The 16,019-nt window shown below is 63.6% G+C and carries 21 protein-coding genes and 4 tRNA genes; 14 read left to right on the top strand and 11 right to left on the bottom strand.

Annotation, left to right across the window (positions count from 1 at the left end; genetic code table 11):
- Positions 1–2: 2 nt before the first annotated feature.
- From EJP69_RS13455 to EJP69_RS13465, 3 genes are read left to right on the top strand one after another with little or no spacing between them, the layout of a single operon-like run.
- Entirely contained in the window at positions 3–779 is a 777-nt protein-coding gene (locus EJP69_RS13455; protein ID WP_126470587.1) for an SDR family NAD(P)-dependent oxidoreductase, read from the top strand.
- Positions 776–1,309, top strand: a complete 534-nt coding sequence (locus EJP69_RS13460) for a MarR family winged helix-turn-helix transcriptional regulator (RefSeq protein WP_093198782.1) — start codon at positions 776–778, stop codon at positions 1,307–1,309. The genes EJP69_RS13455 and EJP69_RS13460 overlap by 4 nt, the downstream gene beginning before the upstream one ends.
- Before the next feature lie 2 nt (positions 1,310–1,311).
- Positions 1,312–1,749 carry an acyl-CoA thioesterase gene (locus tag EJP69_RS13465; protein ID WP_093198784.1) on the top strand — a complete coding sequence of 146 codons (438 nt, stop codon included), beginning with the start codon at positions 1,312–1,314 and terminating at the stop codon, positions 1,747–1,749.
- 7 nt (positions 1,750–1,756) lie between these two features.
- Here the strand turns inward: EJP69_RS13465 and EJP69_RS13470 are convergent, their stop codons facing one another.
- Entirely contained in the window at positions 1,757–2,152 is a 396-nt protein-coding gene (locus EJP69_RS13470; RefSeq protein ID WP_093198787.1) for a hypothetical protein, read from the bottom strand.
- A 154-nt stretch (positions 2,153–2,306) separates the two neighbouring features.
- Between EJP69_RS13470 and EJP69_RS13475 the strand changes: the two genes are divergently transcribed.
- The 5 genes from EJP69_RS13475 (at position 2,307) to EJP69_RS13495 (ending at position 3,919) form a co-directional block, all read left to right on the top strand.
- Complete coding sequence (locus tag EJP69_RS13475; RefSeq protein ID WP_126470589.1) at positions 2,307–2,510, top strand: hypothetical protein; 204 nt, start codon at positions 2,307–2,309, stop codon at positions 2,508–2,510.
- Between the two features lie 361 nt (positions 2,511–2,871).
- Positions 2,872–2,948 (top strand) — tRNA-Arg (locus EJP69_RS13480).
- A 47-nt stretch (positions 2,949–2,995) separates the two neighbouring features.
- Positions 2,996–3,196, top strand: a complete 201-nt coding sequence (locus EJP69_RS13485) for a short-chain dehydrogenase (protein WP_126470591.1) — start codon at positions 2,996–2,998, stop codon at positions 3,194–3,196.
- 31 nt (positions 3,197–3,227) lie between these two features.
- A tRNA-His gene (locus EJP69_RS13490) sits at positions 3,228–3,301 on the top strand.
- A gap of 54 nt (positions 3,302–3,355) precedes the next feature.
- Positions 3,356–3,919, top strand: a complete 564-nt coding sequence (locus tag EJP69_RS13495; protein ID WP_093198792.1) for an HNH endonuclease — start codon at positions 3,356–3,358, stop codon at positions 3,917–3,919.
- A gap of 91 nt (positions 3,920–4,010) precedes the next feature.
- Here EJP69_RS13495 and EJP69_RS29470 read toward each other — a convergent pair whose 3' ends face one another.
- Entirely contained in the window at positions 4,011–4,187 is a 177-nt protein-coding gene (locus EJP69_RS29470) for a hypothetical protein (protein ID WP_170217099.1), read from the bottom strand.
- 272 nt (positions 4,188–4,459) lie between these two features.
- On the opposite strand from EJP69_RS29470, the gene EJP69_RS13500 reads away from it, so the two are divergent.
- Positions 4,460–4,870 carry a hypothetical protein gene (locus tag EJP69_RS13500; RefSeq protein ID WP_126470593.1) on the top strand — a complete coding sequence of 137 codons (411 nt, stop codon included), beginning with the start codon at positions 4,460–4,462 and terminating at the stop codon, positions 4,868–4,870.
- Positions 4,871–5,246: 376 nt separating this feature from the next.
- Positions 5,247–5,822, top strand: a complete 576-nt coding sequence (locus EJP69_RS13505) for a hypothetical protein (protein ID WP_126470595.1) — start codon at positions 5,247–5,249, stop codon at positions 5,820–5,822.
- Here the strand turns inward: EJP69_RS13505 and EJP69_RS13510 are convergent.
- The gene (locus EJP69_RS13510) at positions 5,819–6,277 is read right to left on the bottom strand and encodes a tyrosine-type recombinase/integrase (protein WP_276318380.1); all 459 of its coding nucleotides are present in this window, start codon (positions 6,275–6,277) and stop codon (positions 5,819–5,821) included. The two genes, EJP69_RS13505 and EJP69_RS13510, sit on opposite strands and share 4 nt — an antisense overlap.
- Positions 6,278–6,379: 102 nt before the next feature.
- Here EJP69_RS13510 and EJP69_RS13515 point away from each other — a divergent pair, with 102 nt between their 5' ends.
- Positions 6,380–6,826, top strand: a complete 447-nt coding sequence (locus EJP69_RS13515; protein WP_126470599.1) for a hypothetical protein — start codon at positions 6,380–6,382, stop codon at positions 6,824–6,826.
- Between the two features lie 72 nt (positions 6,827–6,898).
- On the opposite strand, the gene EJP69_RS29475 is transcribed toward EJP69_RS13515, so the two are convergent.
- From EJP69_RS29475 to EJP69_RS13535, 5 genes are all read right to left on the bottom strand, one after another.
- A complete protein-coding gene (locus tag EJP69_RS29475; protein ID WP_170217100.1) occupies positions 6,899–7,066 on the bottom strand; it encodes a hypothetical protein in 168 nt (55 codons plus the stop codon).
- A 135-nt stretch (positions 7,067–7,201) separates the two neighbouring features.
- Positions 7,202–7,756: a hypothetical protein gene (locus EJP69_RS30150; RefSeq protein WP_476718501.1), complete on the bottom strand. Its 555-nt coding sequence runs from the start codon at positions 7,754–7,756 to the stop codon at positions 7,202–7,204.
- Between the two features lie 77 nt (positions 7,757–7,833).
- Positions 7,834–8,847 (bottom strand): alginate O-acetyltransferase AlgX-related protein, encoded by a 1,014-nt coding sequence (locus EJP69_RS13525; RefSeq protein WP_126470601.1) that lies wholly within the window; start codon positions 8,845–8,847, stop codon positions 7,834–7,836.
- A 217-nt stretch (positions 8,848–9,064) separates the two neighbouring features.
- Positions 9,065–9,292: a hypothetical protein gene (locus EJP69_RS13530; RefSeq protein ID WP_126470603.1), complete on the bottom strand. Its 228-nt coding sequence runs from the start codon at positions 9,290–9,292 to the stop codon at positions 9,065–9,067.
- Between the two features lie 177 nt (positions 9,293–9,469).
- Positions 9,470–9,545: transfer RNA gene (locus EJP69_RS13535), tRNA-Lys, on the bottom strand.
- 140 nt (positions 9,546–9,685) lie between these two features.
- Here EJP69_RS13535 and EJP69_RS13540 point away from each other — a divergent pair.
- Complete coding sequence (locus EJP69_RS13540) at positions 9,686–10,393, top strand: SDR family NAD(P)-dependent oxidoreductase (protein WP_126470604.1); 708 nt, start codon at positions 9,686–9,688, stop codon at positions 10,391–10,393.
- A gap of 61 nt (positions 10,394–10,454) precedes the next feature.
- Here the strand turns inward: EJP69_RS13540 and EJP69_RS13545 are convergent.
- A tRNA-Ala gene (locus tag EJP69_RS13545) sits at positions 10,455–10,530 on the bottom strand.
- A gap of 89 nt (positions 10,531–10,619) precedes the next feature.
- On the opposite strand from EJP69_RS13545, the gene EJP69_RS13550 reads away from it, so the two are divergent.
- Positions 10,620–11,486, top strand: a complete 867-nt coding sequence (locus EJP69_RS13550) for an alpha/beta hydrolase (RefSeq protein WP_170217101.1) — start codon at positions 10,620–10,622, stop codon at positions 11,484–11,486.
- A gap of 6 nt (positions 11,487–11,492) precedes the next feature.
- Here the strand turns inward: EJP69_RS13550 and EJP69_RS13555 are convergent, their stop codons facing one another.
- Positions 11,493–12,470, bottom strand: coding sequence for a GMP reductase (locus tag EJP69_RS13555; RefSeq protein ID WP_126470606.1), 978 nt, complete (start codon positions 12,468–12,470; stop codon positions 11,493–11,495).
- Between the two features lie 207 nt (positions 12,471–12,677).
- Here EJP69_RS13555 and EJP69_RS13560 point away from each other — a divergent pair, with 207 nt between their 5' ends.
- On the top strand, positions 12,678–15,101 hold the full coding sequence (locus EJP69_RS13560) for a UvrD-helicase domain-containing protein (protein WP_126470608.1): 2,424 nt from the start codon (positions 12,678–12,680) through the stop codon (positions 15,099–15,101).
- Positions 15,102–15,144: 43 nt separating this feature from the next.
- Here EJP69_RS13560 and EJP69_RS13565 read toward each other — a convergent pair whose 3' ends face one another.
- Positions 15,145–16,011: a BPSS1780 family membrane protein gene (locus tag EJP69_RS13565; RefSeq protein ID WP_126470610.1), complete on the bottom strand. Its 867-nt coding sequence runs from the start codon at positions 16,009–16,011 to the stop codon at positions 15,145–15,147.
- Positions 16,012–16,019 lie beyond the last annotated feature (8 nt).

Consider the following 16,019-nt stretch of genomic DNA (forward strand, 5'->3'; position numbering starts at 1 on the left):
GTATGCAATCAAATTCACTCACTGGCCGCCATGCGCTCGTCACCGGCGCGGCGCGCGGCATCGGGGCGGAGATCGCCCGCACATTGGCTGCTGAAGGCGCTGTCCTGACACTGCTCGGGCGCGACCGCGAGGCGCTGCAGCGCGTGGCCGATTCGCTCGCAGGGAGCGGGCACGGCGTGGCCGCCGCCGACGTGGCGAACCCCGAGGCGGTGCAGGCGGCGTTCGCCGAGGCCCGGGCGGCGCGCGGGCCCGTCGCGGTACTCGTCAACAACGCGGGCGCGGCCGAGAGCGCGCCTTTCCTCAAGACCTCGTTCGAGCTGTGGCAGCGGATGCTGTCGGTCAACCTCACCGGCAGCTTCCTGTGCGCGCAGGCGGCGCTGCCGGACATGCTCGACGCCGGCTGGGGCCGCATCGTCAACATCGCCAGCACGGCGGGGCAGAAGGGCTACGCCTACGTGGCGGCCTACACCGCAGCCAAGCATGGGGTGATCGGGGTCACGCGCTCGCTGGCGCTGGAGGTTGCACGCAAGGGCATCACGGTGAATGCCGTGTGCCCGGGCTATACCGACACCGACATCCTGCGCAACAGCGTCGCCAACGTGGTCGGCAAGACCGGGCGCAGCGAGGCCGACGCGCTGGCGGAGTTCTCCAGCGTCAATCCGCAGAAGCGCATCGTGCAGCCGGCCGAAGTGGCCGATGCCGTGCGCTGGCTGTGCGGCGCGGGTGCCGCATCGGTCACCGGGCAGTCGATTTCGGTTTCAGGGGGAGAAGTGACATGACGACACGCAACGACGCCTCGCATGCAGTGCTGAGCGATGCGGAAGAGCTGGGCCACGAGGCCCGTGCGGGCCACGACGACCACGCGGTGCTCAAGCTGTGGCTGCGCATGCTGGCCAGCACGACGCAGATCGAGTCCGAGATCCGCCGTCGGCTGCGCGAGCGATTCGGCATTTCGCTGGCGCGCTTCGACTACATGGCGCAGCTCTACCGCTACAAGGACGGCCTGAAGATGCGCGTGCTGTCGCGCTACCTGATGGTGACCGGCGGCAACGTCACCGGCCTGACGGACGAGCTCGAGCGCGAAGGCATGGTGGCACGCTCGCCCAGTCCCGACGACCGCCGTGCGTGGATCGTGAGCCTCACGCCCACGGGCCGCCGCACCTTCGAGACCATGGCGAGCGAACACGAGCAGTGGATTCTCGAGATGTTCTCGGGGCTCGACATGAAGACGGTCAAGCAGCTGCATACGCAGCTCGGCCTGCTGCGCGTGCACGTGATGCGTGGCGAGCCGGCGGGCGAGGAGGGCTGAGCGTGGCCGACGGCAACAACGAGTTCCGCAGGCCGCGGCTGATCCGCTTCTCGGACTGCGATCCGGCGGGCATCGTCTTCTATCCGCAGTACTTCGTGATGCTCAACGGCCTGGTCGAGGACTGGGTGAACGAAGGCCTGGGGCTCAGCTATCACGGGCTGGTGGCGCAGCGGCGCATCGGCCTGCCCACCGTGAAGCTCGAAGCAGATTTCCGCGCGGTGAGCCGCATGGGCGACCAGGTGACCTTGGGGCTGACCGTGGAGCGCCTGGGTTCGCGCTCGATGACCTTGCGGGTGCGCTGCTTCGAACCGGTGAGCGGCGAAGTCCGCATGCAGATGCAGCAGGTGCTGGTGACCACGTCGCTCGAAACCCATCGCGCCGTTGCCATTCCGGACGACATGCGCGCAGCCATCGTGCGCAACGCGCCCGAGCTGGGCTGAGCCGTCATCAGGACGCGGGATCGCCGCCGGCAGCGGCGTCCTGCGCCCGTTTCTTCAGCCAGCCGGCGAGCTCCTTCTTTCCCTTGGCGTTGGCGCCGCGCCATGCTTCGCGGGCGGCGGCGATGAAGCGTTCTTCGGCTGCATCGGGCACTTCGCTGGGGCGATCTTCCTTGTCGAGCCAGCCGGACTCGACGCCGCAGTGCCTTTCGATCTGCCTCGCCAGGTTGTCGCCGATGGGGCGGGAGCTCTTGATCTGGCTCCACATGCTGGGGGAGATTTCGATCTTCTTCGCAAACGCCTGGTCCAGCCCCTTGGCTGGCAAGCCTGCGGCAACGGCCTCTTCGAGAAAGCGGCGGTGCAGCGCAAGCGCATTGCGGCGGCGCGCGACGGTGGTATTGGGCACTGTTCAAAAACAACAACAAGACAAAAAAAGATTGTCCCGGTTGTTGACGCAGTCGTAAACACTATTTACAGTTGCCCTCAATCGCGGCCCCAAGCCGTACCTTTTTTCCAACCCCTAACGGCCGACAGCGGCAATTTTTGACTCAGGACCCATCGTGAACACCGCACTGAACCTCACCAGCATTCGACCCGCCTCGGGTCGCTCGCTCGTGCGCGTCTGGGCGTGCGGTGGTTTCGGCGGCATGCCGTCGGTCCGATCGAACCAGCACCAGAACCACGCGTATTCCACGAAAGCCGCAGCCAGCCTGCGTTTCGGGAAAGTCGAGGATCAGGTGCTGCCGGGTGGAGGTTGCGCATAGGCGCACACCTTCCAAGCTCTCTCATGTGGAGGCCCGGACACCGCAAGGTTCCGGGCCTTTTGTTTTGGCTTTTTATTTCGGGTGTGCCTTCACCACACCGCCAGAACCCACCGCGTAGACGGTCTGGCGGGATGTGCAGGAATTGATCACTCCTGTGCGGCGACGTCGTACGGGACAGCGCCCAGCGTGCTGTCCGTCGCGTGAGGACACAACCGAAATGGAAAGCGGGGCACCGTTTTTCGAACAAGACAACAGAACAGAACCCGAGCGGGACAGGGGCATGCAGATGGTCCTCCCGCGGAAACCGGCCGCAAAGATTGGGCGGCGCCGGAACTCGTAACCGGACACTTTTTGTTTACGACCCGCGTTAGCTCAATGGATCAGAGCACTTGCCTACGAAGCAAGGGGTTGCACGTTCGAGTCGTGCACGTGGGGCCATTTCTTCGCCATTTTTCTTTTAGCTGTCACATCACCGAGGAGCCGCCATGCGCAAGCGCAATACCCCGATCCGGATGATCGCCGTCCGCCCGGCACAGCCGCGCGAGCGCGGCACGGTGCTGGGCCTGGCCCGGCGCTTCGGCCTCATGGCCGGTACGCGCTCCTCGAGCTCGTGCGAGCAGAGTCGCGAGTCGCCGCTTGAAGCACTCGATCTCGACCAGCGCGTTCGCGCGGTCGGCGAGTGGTGAGCTGGTCACCCGCCTGTTCTGCGTCTTCATGGTGCGCGTAGCTCAATGGCAGAGCCGCGGGTTGTGGTCCCGCTGACGACGGTTCGATTCCGTTCGTGCACCCCATGACTGCGTTTCGCTCGTCAACCTTGCACCCATCGCCGCGAAAGGAGGCGATTCATGCACCCTCACGTCCTGCAACTCGATATTCAGGGCACGCCGCAAGCCTGGATCTCGCTGGAGCAGGCGGTGTTGCACTACGCGACCGGCTCGGTCGCCTGGGAAGACGGCGATCTGCCGCTGGCCACGCTGCGCGGCGGCTTCAATGTGGCGCGCGGTGTGCAGTCGCGCATCGAGGTGGCTCCGATCATCGCGCTGCGCGGTGCGTCGAAGATCAATCTCTTCGACGTGATCCCGAGCGTCACCAAGAGCAAGCTGCTGCGCCGAGATCGCTACACCTGCGCCTACTGCGCGGGTGTCTTCCACGAACGCGAGCTGCAATGCGAGCACGTGCTGCCCGAGTCGCGCGGAGGTCCGTGGACCTGGACCAATCTCGTGAGCGCATGCGCGGTCTGCAACAACCGCAAGGCCGCGCGCACGCCGGAGGAGGCAGGGATGCCTCTGGTCTACCTGCCTTACGTGCCGAGCCGCTACGAGAACTTCCTGCTCGAAGGCCGCAACATCCGTGCGGACGTGCACGAATGGCTGGCGAAGCGCCTGCCCAAGGGCTCGCGGCTTCAGTAGGGGCGGGATCGTGATCCGGTCCTTCGCCCATGAAAAAAGCCCGCTGTCCTCAAGACAGCGGGCTTTTGCTCGTGCGGGAGGGCCCGGGCGGTCAGCGCCCGATGCCGAAGAAGCGATAGGCGATCACGCCAGCTGCTGCCAAGCCGCCCACGATGGCCAGGATCACCTTGGTTGCACGGCCCGAGCCGCGCTTCGAGCGCGGCCAGTGGTCCGGCCCGATCAGGTCGATGGGGACGGTGGGTTTGCCTATGTCGGACGCCTTTTCCATGGGAGGAAATATAGCTCACGCCCGAAAGCGCGGTCCGGGGCTGGCCGCATTCTGTGGCCTAGGTGCATCGGCTGCGAATCCGGCTGCGGCCAGACAAAAAAATACCCGCATGAGCGGGCCGAACGAGCCTTCTGGCTTCGAGTGGGTGTCCCTGTGTCTTTCTTGTTGCGCTGCGTGACAGCGCGTACAAGATGCCATGCCGGACCGGTGTCGTTTGCAACTTGGGTGCAAGATGACTTGCATGTGATGAACAAAACCGTGAAATATTCCCTATGAACAGAAAGATCATCCTCGAAAGCTTGACGCGCGCACTGGATAGCTGGGTTCGCAACGCTTCTGCGGCGCAACTCTGGCAGGTGCACCAGACAGGCGGCCTCGGAGCATTGATCGATGCCGACGAGGAGGTGGTGCAGGTGCGCATCGTCCTCGGCGGCTCGCGCGATGCGTTGTCGGACATCGGCAAGACCGATGGACGGTTGCCCGTCACCGAGGCCTTTCTCGGCAGCGCGGCCTGGGGAGCGCCGCCGGCGCAGGGAAGCCCGGAGCGTGAGCAGTGGTTCCTGTCGAGCGAACTTGCGCAGACGCATGCGCGCCAGTACCTGGTGGCCGAGGTGGGCGAGCGGCGCGATCTGCTCGAGCGCTGCGTCGACGAGTGGCTCGCGCGACGGGGAGCTGCGCCCTAAGCGAACCAGTGACCGGAGCAGCCAAAGAAAAAGCCTCCTCAGGAAGACCATGAGGAGGCTTTGACGAAAAAATAGCGCGGAGACCGCGCTATTTTTGGTGTTGGTGGTGGGCCCTGAGTGACTCGAACACTCGACCTACGGATTAAGAGTCCAACGACTAGCCCCGCAAAATCAATCACTTAGCGCTGATTTTGTTCCGCAAACGCAGAAATGTGGGGGTCTTGAAACCCAGCATCCATGCGGGTGTCTTGGCAATTGCAGAATAGATCGCGGCGAATGCTGGGACGCCGATTTGCTGTCGGATCTCGGTCAGGCGGCTCAGAGTGCTCGGGCTAGACTCCTCCTTCGATCAGAAGGGGACCGCCGGGGCAGCCAAATGAAGTTCGAAGAATTTCGAAAAGGGATGATGCCGCGCAGTGCGATGGCACTCGCCCTGACTCTTGTGTTGTCAGGTTGCGCTTCGATCAACGGTGTCAGCCTGTTGCCGCAGGGAGGCGAGCCAAGACGGGGCCAAGCAGTGCTCGTGTACGGGATTCAAGCCCAAGGAGAATGGACAGCCCCGCGATGGGGCGTTTCCTTGGATGAATACGACATTGAGAAGGAGAGAATTACCGGGAACTGCTGGCGATTCAATCGCACGACTGCCGATGTAGCTTCCGTTGCGAGCGGCGTCCAGTACTTTGCGTTCAACGTACCCGCAGGACACTATGTGTTCAGCGGCTTCAATCTTCCCCAGGTGAAAGCGCCTCTCGCGTTTGTTGTGCCACAAGGCCGTACCGTGTTTGCAGGTACGTTCGTGTACACGAATGAAGGCCAAGTGGAGATCAGGCGTGATGTCGAGGTAGCCCGCCAGCTCATTCAGGAGCAACTGCCTGGAGTTTCGCGAGAGATCGAGATCGCCGCGACCAAGTCTCTTTCTGTTGCGCCCCGAGCATTCTTGTGCGGCCCCTAGCGCGACTCTGACCCCTTCTTCGGTGCCTTGATCCGCACCTTCTTGCCGACCTTGTGGCGGATGTACTTCGAGGTCATTGCCTCGGTCGAGTGGCCCAGCAGGGTCTGCGCATCCTTGATGCCGGCCGACTCGTCGGTGTCCGTCGCCGCTTTCGCGCGTAGGTCGCGAAACTGGAACGTGGTGATGTCGATCCCCGCGCTCTTGCGGGCCTTGTCGAAGCGCTTGCGCAGCATAGCGGCCGTCATCGGGGCGCCGCGCTCATTCACCAGCAGCGGGGCCGACTGCTTCGGCCTGGCCGCCTTGAACGTGCGGATCTCTTCGATCAGCTCCTCGAGCGCGTTCTCGACGACGATCCGCAGCTTCGCCTGCGTCTTGCCCTGGCGCACCCGCAGGTACTCGCCGCGGATGTGGTCCTCGCTCATCCCGAGCACGTCGGCGGGCCGCTGAGCTTTCAATCACACCCGTGATATTGCCATCAACACGAGGGAAGAGGCGCAAAAGCTGGGCACCGACGCGAGGCGCTAAAGTGACCCACTCAAGAATAGAGGAGGGTGACCATGAAAACTCAAACTAGACGCCTCGCTTGCCAAGCGCTGCTGCTGCTGCTGGCTTCAGGCTCGGTGTCGGCAAGGACAATCACATGCGTTCCGGCCGCGAGCACGGACAGCCCACACCCGCATTGGGTTCGCAGAATCTCCATCGATGAGTCTTCGCGAACTGTCAACATGGACATCGTGCGCTTCAGAACCAAGGACTCGGAGACACAGGGCAAACTGAAAGCCGAGCTGGTGAACTCGACGGAAACCCAGTTTGGGGAGCCGATATATGCCTTCAACTCACTTCCCGCGGCTGGCGTCGAGGTCATCCACTTCTTCAAGTTATTCAAGTCGCTGGACGACTGGCGCCTTATCGGTGCAGGAGTGACGTTCGTCGGCAAGACGCCGGCGTTGAGGGCGATTGAGCTGAGCGCGATTTTTGATTGCAAGCGATCGGCAATGGGCTGACGGCGGAGCAGCGATGTGCCGGTTCGTTTCCGGCCCCGGGAATAAAAAAGCCCGCGGAATGCGGGCAACGGTTCAAAGAAAGTAACTGTGAGGTGCCACGGTGATGTGAGGTGCCCACATTGCCAGGCACTCGGCAAGTTCCTCTCGATCGAGCCAGTCCAGGTTTCTCGGGTCTACTACTGCCGGCTCGTGTACCGTCTCTGCTAGTTCCATAGCGAGCGCGACGATCGATGGTTTCATGAAAGTTCTCCAGATAGTTGTGGAGTTTCATGGTGGGCGGCCGACGTTGTGAGAAGTCAAGACGGGAATCGGATGGATTGGGCTTGCCCATGAAAAAGCCCGCTCGAGGCGGGCTTCAGCGGAGCGACGCCGACGCTACCAGCCGTGAGTCTTGTAGTGCTGCGCGTCCTTGATATAGGTCCCGCGCATCTCGTCGATGTAGCCGAGCCAGAAGCTGTAGAGGATCAAGAGCAACGCCAACAGCGAGAAGCCAACAAACGTCCAGAACGCGAGAGATGAATCCGCGGCAGCGGCTGGGCTCATGAGGCTGGGGATCCTCAGTAGCTCAGCGATTGCCCAGCCGACCAAGAATAGGCACAACCCAGTAGCGAAATAAGCGGTCCAACGCCATTTTCCAAGCTTGTGCGCAATCCGACCCGTATCGAGCAGTTCCAGCATTTCCACCTCCATTAGGGCGTAGGGTATCGTGCCGCCGTCCGTGCAGCCACCGCAGCTCCCCAAGTTGCCGCTGGAGGGCCGCCAGCCGCCGACCCCCTCGATCTGCTCACCGACCTGTTCGGCCGCGCTGACGCTCGAGCGGGAGAGCTGGCGCGCATCTCTGATGAACGCGGCACCGCTGGCACGATCTGCGAGCGCAGGGCCAGCGTCACCGAACCTTGAGTCGTCAAACCCTCTGAAGTAGCGCTCCATCCGCCGCTCTTCTGCGGCCCCAGTGGCCCGTCTCCGATCGCTTGCCCGGCGGCGGTGGCTCCCAATCGTTTCAAATATCAACGAATCCAGTCGCGCACGGTTTCGCCAAAATAGAGCTGACCAGCTGTCGACCAGTGTGTGTCATTCCCCCAGTACAGGTCGCGAACGGCTTCGCGCCCCATGCTGGCGCGTTGGAACAGGTCGGGCCCTAGCTGCATTCGATTGAACGCTCGCCTGAATTCTTCTGCACGCTCAGGTTGCAGGTAGACCGTGGTCTTGTTGGGTACGAGCGCCCAAATCAGCTTTGCCGACTTCACCTGGCTCGTCAGTTTTGCCATGTCTTCGGCATCAGCAGGTGTGAGCTGCGGCGTCTCGACGTCCTCGGTCAGAAACAAGGCTTTTGAGCATAGGGTGTGCGAGAAGCGAGAACATCCGTCCGCCACATTCATCACAGCGACATGGAAAATTGGGTTTGCTACTGGACTCGGTAGCACCATACCGAAGGGCGCTCGCTCGGCCCTTTTTGTGTTCTGCAGCGTCAGGATGTTTGTTCGAACGCCTGCGCCGACACCCAGCGTGTACGCCGCACCTGGCTGACGCAATGGCTCCAAAGGCGGAACTTTGATCAGATCTTTCGCAGAGCACTTTTGAGCTTGTCTCAATCGCCCTGGAGCGTAGCGCTCCACGGTCTCTGCAATGACGACCTTGCCCTTGAATTCATGTTCGGCGAGCCAGCGATCCAAGTCCGCGCAAAGCGCGTTGTCAGTCCACATCGTCGTTGCGACCTTCAACCCGGTCTCGGCGAGGGTGGCTTGCCATGCCAAGCGCTCGGAAAAGCTGTCCCCGATCACTAATACGTCTGCATCCGCGATTTTGCTCGCTGCGCGAAAACGATCAGCGATGCTCGGTTGCTCTTGCTTCCAGCCAAACAGTCGCTCGGAGACCAATCCGATTCGAGTCAAATCGCCATAGGTCGCCGGGACCATCGCGGACAGCGCGTTGCACACAATGACTAGCGCGATGTAGCCGATGGCGAAGATGGTTAGCCAGAGTTTCGCCCCTGAGCTACTCTTGTTTATTGTCGGCACCATCAGCGTTGCCTCATGTTCACTGTGGGCGCCTGTTTAAATGTGAGCGGCGACGCGGTACGGAGCTTTCAGGGTGCCCTCCTGGGCAGCTGCGCCGCGGCGGACAGGGATTTTAGCGAACGCAGCTACCGACCGATCCGCAGGTCAAGTGCTCAGCGAGTCTCCCACGGTGTTGGACGAAAAAGCCGCCCTCGGACTGCACAACGGAAGCACTTGCAGTTCAACCCGCTGCGGGCGGGCGCCGGATCTCGACCGGCCCGATGCCGCTGTAGACGGTGGTGCCGTCCTTCAGCGACGTGACCGTCCATCGCTTCGCGCCGTGGCCCGGCGTGACCTTGTCGTCGCCTGGTGCCAGTGGCAAGAGGCGCACCTCGCGCTCGGTGTCGCTGTACCAGACTGGGGTGTAGAGAACAGCGGGTTCGGCAGGGAAGAATTCGGCTTGGCTCATGGCCTGATTGTTGGGGGCTAAAAATAAATCGCTTCAGGTCGTGCGTCGATCGACGCCAAAAAGAAAAAACCTCCCAGTCTTTCGACGGGAGGTTTCTCTGTTTGCGGAACACGTTCTGCGATTGCGGAACAATGCTCTCATGGAAGTAACGCGAGAACCGCGCAGTTCCTAGTGTGGTGGTGGGCCCTGAGTGACTCGAACACTCGACCTACGGATTAAGAGTCCGCTGCTCTACCAACTGAGCTAAGAGCCCTTGCTTTGAAAACGTTTAGTGTTTTCTGGCAAGACCACGAGTATATCCCAGAATTTCTGACTTTCCAAAAAATTTGTGAGTCGCGGCGTTAGGATTCATCATCACCGATGGGGCAGGGCCCCTCAATCAGGAGAACCTCGATGAGCGACGCACAGACCACCCCCCATGTCCTGATCACCGGCGCTGCAGGCGCACTGGGCCGCGCGGTCGCCGAGCACTTCATCGATCAGGGCGCGCGCCTCGCGTTGGTAGATCACCATGCAGGTCGCCTGGCCGAGGTGTTCCCGGGTCTCGACAACTCCAACCACCTCCTGCTCGCGGGAGACGTGACTTCCACTTCCGAGATGGCGGCTCTCGCGGAGCAGGCGCTCAAGTCCTTCGGCCGCATCGACGCGCTGGTGCATATCGCGGGCGGCTTCGAGATGGGCGAGGCCACGCATGCACTCACGCGTGCGAGCTGGGACCGGATGATGAACCTCAACGCCTGGTCGTTCGTTGCCGTGACGCAGGCCGTGCTGCCCTCGATGATCGAGCGGCGCGCCGGCAGCGTTATCGCGGTCACTGCCAAGGTCGCTGCGCGCGGCGTGCCGGCCATGGCCGCGTATATCGCGTCGAAGAGTGCGCTGCAGCGCCTGGTGGAAGCCATGGCGGCGGAAGCGGCGCAGCATGGCGTCAACGTCAACAGCGTGGCCCCGAGCGTGCTCGACACGCCCGCCAACCGGCAGGCGATGCCGGACGCGAATCCGGCCGACTGGGTGTCGACCTCGGTTGCTGCCCAGACGATCGGCTTCCTCGCATCGCCGGCGGCCGCGGCGCTGCACGGCCAGCATCTGACGCTCGACACCTGAGCCGATCGCGAGAGAAAAAGAAAAAGGCCTTGACGGATGCCAAGGCCTTTTTCGTATCGGTTGGTGGAGAGGAGGAGGATCGAACTCCCGACCTCCGCATTGCGAACGCGGCGCTCTCCCAGCTGAGCTACCCCCCCAACGCAGGGCGAATTTTAACCGGAACTCCCGTTTTGGCGCATGCCGCCGTGCCAAGATGCGCCCCTCGCGAAACACGGAGCAAGAGCGCATGACCTCGTTCGATCCTGCCTGGCTGGAAGGCATGTACAACAACCTTGCGAGGGTCAAGGATCACCCCGCATATTTCGAGCGCTGGGCGCGTGAATCCGCTGCGGCACGGGAAGCCCTGCCGGCCCGCATCGACCTGCCGTACGGCCAGGGCGTGAACGAAACGCTCGACATCTTTCCTGCGCCGGTGCCCGATGCTCCGGTGATGGTCTTCATCCACGGCGGCTACTGGCGCGCGATGGACAAGAAGGATCATTCCTTCATCGCTCCAGCCTTCAGCGATCGCGGCATCTGCGTGGTCCAGCCCAACTACGCGCTTTGTCCCGGTACGCCGGAGCAGCCCGTCACGGTGCCCGGAATCATGCTGCAGATGGTGCGTGCGCTCGAGTGGACATGGCGCCACATCGCCGCCCACGGCGGCGATCCGACACGGATCACCGTCGCGGGCCACTCGGCCGGCGGCCACATGGCGGCGGCGCTGCTGGCCTGCGACTGGAAGGCAGTCGCGCCCGACCTGCCTGCACACCTGGTGCGCAACGCGCTGTCGATCTCTGGCCTCTACGATCTGCGCCCGCTGCAGCGCACGCCGTTCCTCGAGAACACGCTGAAGCTGACCGATGCCGACGTCCTGCGCGCAAGCCCCGCCTCGTGGCCCGCGCCGAAGCGCGGCCAGCTGTACTCGGTGGCCGGCGGCAGCGAAAGCGAAGAGTTCATCCGCCACAACGCGATGATCCGCGAGGCGTGGGGTCGCAACACCGTGCCGGTGTGCGAGGTGCTCCCAGGGCTCAACCACTTCGACGTGGTCGATGCGCTCGCCGATCCGGCGCACACGCTGCACCGGCACGCGGTGCAGCTCCTGGAAGCCTGAGGGCCGTTACATCAGCAGGTGTTCGCCTGCGTTGTCGCCGCCCAGCGTGACGTAGTTGACCTTGCGGATGTCCATCAGCGTGCGGCCGCCCGCGTAGCTGATGGAGCTCTGCACGTCCTGCTCCATTTCGACCAGCGTGTCGGCCAGCTTGCCCTTGATGGGCTCGAGGATGCGCTTGCCCTCGACGTGCTTGTATTCGCCCTTGTTGAAGTCGCTGGCGGAGCCGTAGTACTCCTTGAAGAGCACGCCGTCGACCTCGACGGTCTTGCCCGGCGACTCCTCGTGGCCCGCGAATAGCGAGCCGATCATGACCATCGAGGCGCCGAAGCGCACGCTCTTGGCGATGTCGCCGTGGTCGCGGATGCCGCCGTCGGCAATGATCGGCTTGGTCGCCACGCGGGCGCACCACTTCAGCGCCGACAGCTGCCAGCCGCCCGTGCCGAAGCCGGTCTTGAGCTTGGTGATGCAGACCTTGCCCGGGCCGATGCCGACCTTGGTCGCGTCCGCGCCCCAGTTCTCGAGGTCGATCACCGCTTCGGGCGTGCCCACGTTGCCGGCGATCACGAAGGTCTTCGGCAGCTTCTGCTTGAGGTAGCCGATCATGTTCTTCACGCTGTCGGCGTGGCCATGCGCGATGTCGATCGTGACGTACTCGGGCACGAGGCCCTGGGCCACCAGCTGGTCGACGGTGTCGTAGTCGGCCTTCTTCACGCCCAGCGAGATGGACGCGAACACGCCCTTGCCCTGCATGTCCTTGACGAACTTGACGTTGTCGAGGTCGAAGCGGTGCATCACGTAGAAGTAGCCGTTCTGCGCCAGCCACAGGCAGATCGACTCGTCGACCACCGTCTTCATGTTGGCGGGCACCACCGGCAGGCGGAAGCTGCGTTTTCCCAGCACCACGCTGGTGTCGCACTCCGAGCGGCTCTCCACGCGGCACTTGCGCGGGAGCAGAAGGATGTTGTCGTAATCGAAAATCTGCATGACCAGGCTCCTAGAAAGGAATCGTTGAAGGAAACGAATGAGCGCTTGGTCCGGCCGGCTTCTGCGATGCGTTTCGCGAAGGAAACGCCCACAAAAAACCGGGCGCAAGAAACTTGGGCCCGGTGATTGATTTTACGCGGACTCGTGAAGGCAGGTCTTCCGCTTCTTCATATAACCCGCATACGCCGTGGTTTCTACAATTGGAGGATGTTGTTTAACGATCCTGCGGCTGACGATGCCCACTCCCCAGCGCTGCCGCTGCTCCAGAACCTGAACGCGGAGCAACTCGCCGCGGTCACGTTGCCCGAAGGCAACGCTCTCATCCTGGCGGGTGCCGGCTCCGGCAAGACGCGCGTGCTCACCACCCGCATCGCCTGGCTGCTGCAGACGGGCCAGGTTTCCGCGGGCGGCATCCTGGCCGTGACCTTCACAAACAAGGCCGCCAAGGAAATGATGACGCGGCTGACGGCGATGCTGCCCGTCAACGTGCGCGGCATGTGGATCGGCACCTTCCACGGTCTGTGCAACCGCCTGCTGCGCGCGCACTGGAAGCTCGCCAACCTGCCCTCTACCTTCCAGATCCTCGACACGCAGGACCAGCTCTCGGCCATCAAGCGCCTGATGAAGCAGTTCAACGTCGACGACGAACGCTTTCCGGCCAAGCAGACCCAGTGGTTCATCGCCGGCGCCAAGGAAGACGGCCTGCGCCCCGACGCCATCGAGGTGCGCAGCGACGACGACCGCAAAAAGGTCGAGCTCTACCGCCTGTACGAAGAGCAATGCCAGCGCGAAGGCGTGGTCGACTTCGGCGAGCTCATGCTGCGCAGCTACGAGCTGCTGCGCGACAACGAGCCGGTGCGCGAGCACTACCAGCGGCGCTTCCGCCACATCCTGATCGACGAGTTCCAGGACACCAACCGCCTGCAGTACGCGTGGATCAAGATGCTCGCGGGCAACACCGTCGAAGGCCGCTTCGTGCCCGGCCAGCACAACAGCGTGATCGCCGTGGGCGACGACGACCAGAGCATCTATGCCTTCCGCGGTGCGCGCGTGGGCAACATGACCGACTTCGTGCGCGAGTTCGACGTGCGTCACCAGATCAAGCTGGAGCAGAACTACCGCAGCTACAGCAACATCCTCGACTCTGCCAACGAGCTCATCGGCCACAACAAGAAGCGCCTGGGCAAGAACCTGCGCACCGACCAGGGGCCGGGCGAGCCCGTGCGCGTGTACGAGTCGCCCACCGACCTGGCCGAGGCGCAGTGGATGGTCGAGGAAATGCGCCAGCTGGTGCGCGACGGCTACGAGCGCAAGGAAATGGCGGTGCTCTACCGCAGCAATGCGCAGAGCCGGGTGATCGAAACGGCGCTCTTCAATGCCTCCGTGCCGTACCGCGTGTACGGCGGATTGCGCTTCTTCGAGCGCGCCGAAATCAAGCACGCGCTGGCCTACCTGCGCCTGCTCGAGAACAAGGATGATGACACCAGCTTCCTGCGCGTCGTCAACTTTCCGCCGCGCGGAATCGGCGCGCGCACGCTCGAAACCCTGCAGGACGCCGCGCGCGCGGCCAACCGTTCGCTGCACGACGCGGTGAGCGTGGTCGGCGGCAAGGCCGGCGCCAACCTCACGGGCTTCGTCGCCAAGATCGACGTGCTGCGCGAGCAGACGCAGGGAGTGAGCCTGCGGGAGATCATCGAACTGGTGCTCGACCACAGCGGCCTCGTCGAGCACTACAAGGCCGACCGCGAAGGCGCCGACCGCATCGAGAACCTGGACGAACTGGTGAACGCGGCCGAGAGCTTCGTCACGCAGGAAGGCTTCGGCCGCGACGCCGTGGCGCTGCCCGTCGACGAACTGCGGCAGTCACCCGCGAGCCAGGGTATCGACCCGAGCCGCCCGGTGCTCGACGAGCCGCTCGCGCCTGATGCGGAAACCGGCGAAACGCTGAGCCCGCTGGCCGCCTTCCTCACGCATGCCGCGCTCGAATCGGGCGACAACCAGGCGCAGGCGGGGCAGGACGCCGTGCAGCTCATGACGGTGCACGCCGCCAAGGGCCTAGAGTTCGACTGCGTGTTCATCACGGGCATGGAGGAGGGCCTGTTCCCGCACGAGAACTCGATGAGCGATTTCGAGAGCCTCGAGGAAGAGCGCCGCCTGATGTACGTGGCGATCACGCGCGCGCGCAAGCGCCTGTACCTGAGTCACTCGCAGACCCGCATGCTGCACGGCCAGACCCGCTACAACGTCAAGAGTCGCTTCTTCGACGAGCTGCCCGAGAGCGCCCTCAAGTGGCTCACGCCCAGGAACCAGGGCTTCGCGCCCTCGGCCTTCGGCTACGGCGGCGGCTATGGCAGCACGCGTGGTGGCTCCGGTGGATACGGCGGCGGCTACGGCGGCAGTTCGGGCGGAAGCCGCGACAAGGACACCTTCGCCAGCCCGCCAGTGCCGCCGCAGAAGACTGCGCCCTCGCACGGCCTGCGTTCGGGCATGCAGGTGTTCCACAACAAGTTCGGAGAAGGCACGGTGACTGCGCTGGAAGGCACCGGCGACGACGCGCGTGCGCAGGTCAAGTTCGCGCGCCACGGCGTGAAGTGGCTGGCGCTGTCGGTGGCGAAGCTCACGCCGATCTGACGCTGCCGGAAGGGCTGGGGAGCGTCGCCGGCCGCGGCGGCGTTCAGTCCGGATTGAAGGTGTCGCGGAAGGTGAACCAGTTCGACGCCTGCGCCATCGCGGCGAGCGTCATCACAGTGCCGAGCATCAGGATGTTGCCGGCGGTCATCGCGCCGGTGCCCGAGCCCAGGGAGCCCACGCCGATCACGATGGTGCCGACCAGCGCAGCCGCCAGCAGGCCGAGCAGCAGCACGCCGCACCATGCGAGCCAGTACAGCGCGTAGGCGCCGAAATTCCGGAACATCGCGACCAGGCTGAAGAAGATGCTCTTCACCGGCTCCACGCGGTGCCAGTGGACCAGCGCGGGTGCGTGCCACATCGCCGCGACCAGCGGCAGCGCGAGGCACATCTGGAGCAGGTTCGCCATCTGGAAGCGGCTGCTTTCAAGCACTTCCTTCGCCGGAGCTTCGCCGAGGAAATAGCTGCGCATGAACTGGCCGCCGTCGACCAGCGCCGTCAGGAACACCGTCAGGAAGCAGTACACGGCCGAGATCACGCCGAGCACGGCCAGCGAGCGCCATTCCGTGCGCATGGCGCGAGCCACCGACAGGAACATGATCGCGCCCGTCGGCCGCTTCAGGCCGCCCGTGGTGTCCGCAGGGAAGTCGGTGCCGGTGGAGGTGCCGTTGTTGTTGCCGTTGCCTCCCGAGGCGTCGGCCACCGACGCTGCGACCATGAAGCCCAGCGTGGAGAAGGGCAGCAGCACGAACGGCAGGAACTTGCCGATCAGCGGAAGCTGGGAGATGGTCGAGATCAGCGCCATGAACATCAGGAACAGCGACACGAAGGCCAGCGGCTGTCGCCAGAAGTTCTTGAGCCCGAGGCGGACCCATTCGACGCCGGTTCGCGCCGGCACGAGGTTGAGTTTCATGTGTGAAG

Origin of the sequence: Variovorax gossypii, from assembly GCF_003965815.1 — a bacterium.
Classification (GTDB): Bacteria; Pseudomonadota; Gammaproteobacteria; order Burkholderiales; family Burkholderiaceae_C; genus Variovorax; species Variovorax gossypii.

What these genes read in the sequence shown, in the direction of transcription:
- EJP69_RS13495 (WP_093198792.1), top strand. Translation starts at nt 3,356, where the DNA reads ATGCACCCTCACGTCCTGCAACTCGATATTCAGGGCACGCCGCAAGCC.
- EJP69_RS13560 (WP_126470608.1), top strand. Translation starts at nt 12,678, where the DNA reads ATGTTGTTTAACGATCCTGCGGCTGACGATGCCCACTCCCCAGCGCTG.
- EJP69_RS13515 (WP_126470599.1), top strand. Translation starts at nt 6,380, where the DNA reads ATGAAAACTCAAACTAGACGCCTCGCTTGCCAAGCGCTGCTGCTGCTG.
- EJP69_RS13460 (WP_093198782.1), top strand. Translation starts at nt 776, where the DNA reads ATGACGACACGCAACGACGCCTCGCATGCAGTGCTGAGCGATGCGGAA.
- EJP69_RS13500 (WP_126470593.1), top strand. Translation starts at nt 4,460, where the DNA reads ATGAACAGAAAGATCATCCTCGAAAGCTTGACGCGCGCACTGGATAGC.
- EJP69_RS13525 (WP_126470601.1), bottom strand. Translation starts at nt 8,847, where the DNA reads ATGGTGCCGACAATAAACAAGAGTAGCTCAGGGGCGAAACTCTGGCTA.
- EJP69_RS13565 (WP_126470610.1), bottom strand. Translation starts at nt 16,011, where the DNA reads ATGAAACTCAACCTCGTGCCGGCGCGAACCGGCGTCGAATGGGTCCGC.
- EJP69_RS30150 (WP_476718501.1), bottom strand. Translation starts at nt 7,756, where the DNA reads ATGGAGCGCTACTTCAGAGGGTTTGACGACTCAAGGTTCGGTGACGCT.
- EJP69_RS29470 (WP_170217099.1), bottom strand. Translation starts at nt 4,187, where the DNA reads ATGGAAAAGGCGTCCGACATAGGCAAACCCACCGTCCCCATCGACCTG.
- EJP69_RS13555 (WP_126470606.1), bottom strand. Translation starts at nt 12,470, where the DNA reads ATGCAGATTTTCGATTACGACAACATCCTTCTGCTCCCGCGCAAGTGC.
- EJP69_RS13455 (WP_126470587.1), top strand. Translation starts at nt 3, where the DNA reads ATGCAATCAAATTCACTCACTGGCCGCCATGCGCTCGTCACCGGCGCG.
- EJP69_RS13550 (WP_170217101.1), top strand. Translation starts at nt 10,620, where the DNA reads ATGACCTCGTTCGATCCTGCCTGGCTGGAAGGCATGTACAACAACCTT.
- EJP69_RS13485 (WP_126470591.1), top strand. Translation starts at nt 2,996, where the DNA reads ATGCGCAAGCGCAATACCCCGATCCGGATGATCGCCGTCCGCCCGGCA.
- EJP69_RS13530 (WP_126470603.1), bottom strand. Translation starts at nt 9,292, where the DNA reads ATGAGCCAAGCCGAATTCTTCCCTGCCGAACCCGCTGTTCTCTACACC.
- EJP69_RS13540 (WP_126470604.1), top strand. Translation starts at nt 9,686, where the DNA reads ATGAGCGACGCACAGACCACCCCCCATGTCCTGATCACCGGCGCTGCA.
- EJP69_RS13505 (WP_126470595.1), top strand. Translation starts at nt 5,247, where the DNA reads ATGAAGTTCGAAGAATTTCGAAAAGGGATGATGCCGCGCAGTGCGATG.
- EJP69_RS29475 (WP_170217100.1), bottom strand. Translation starts at nt 7,066, where the DNA reads ATGAAACCATCGATCGTCGCGCTCGCTATGGAACTAGCAGAGACGGTA.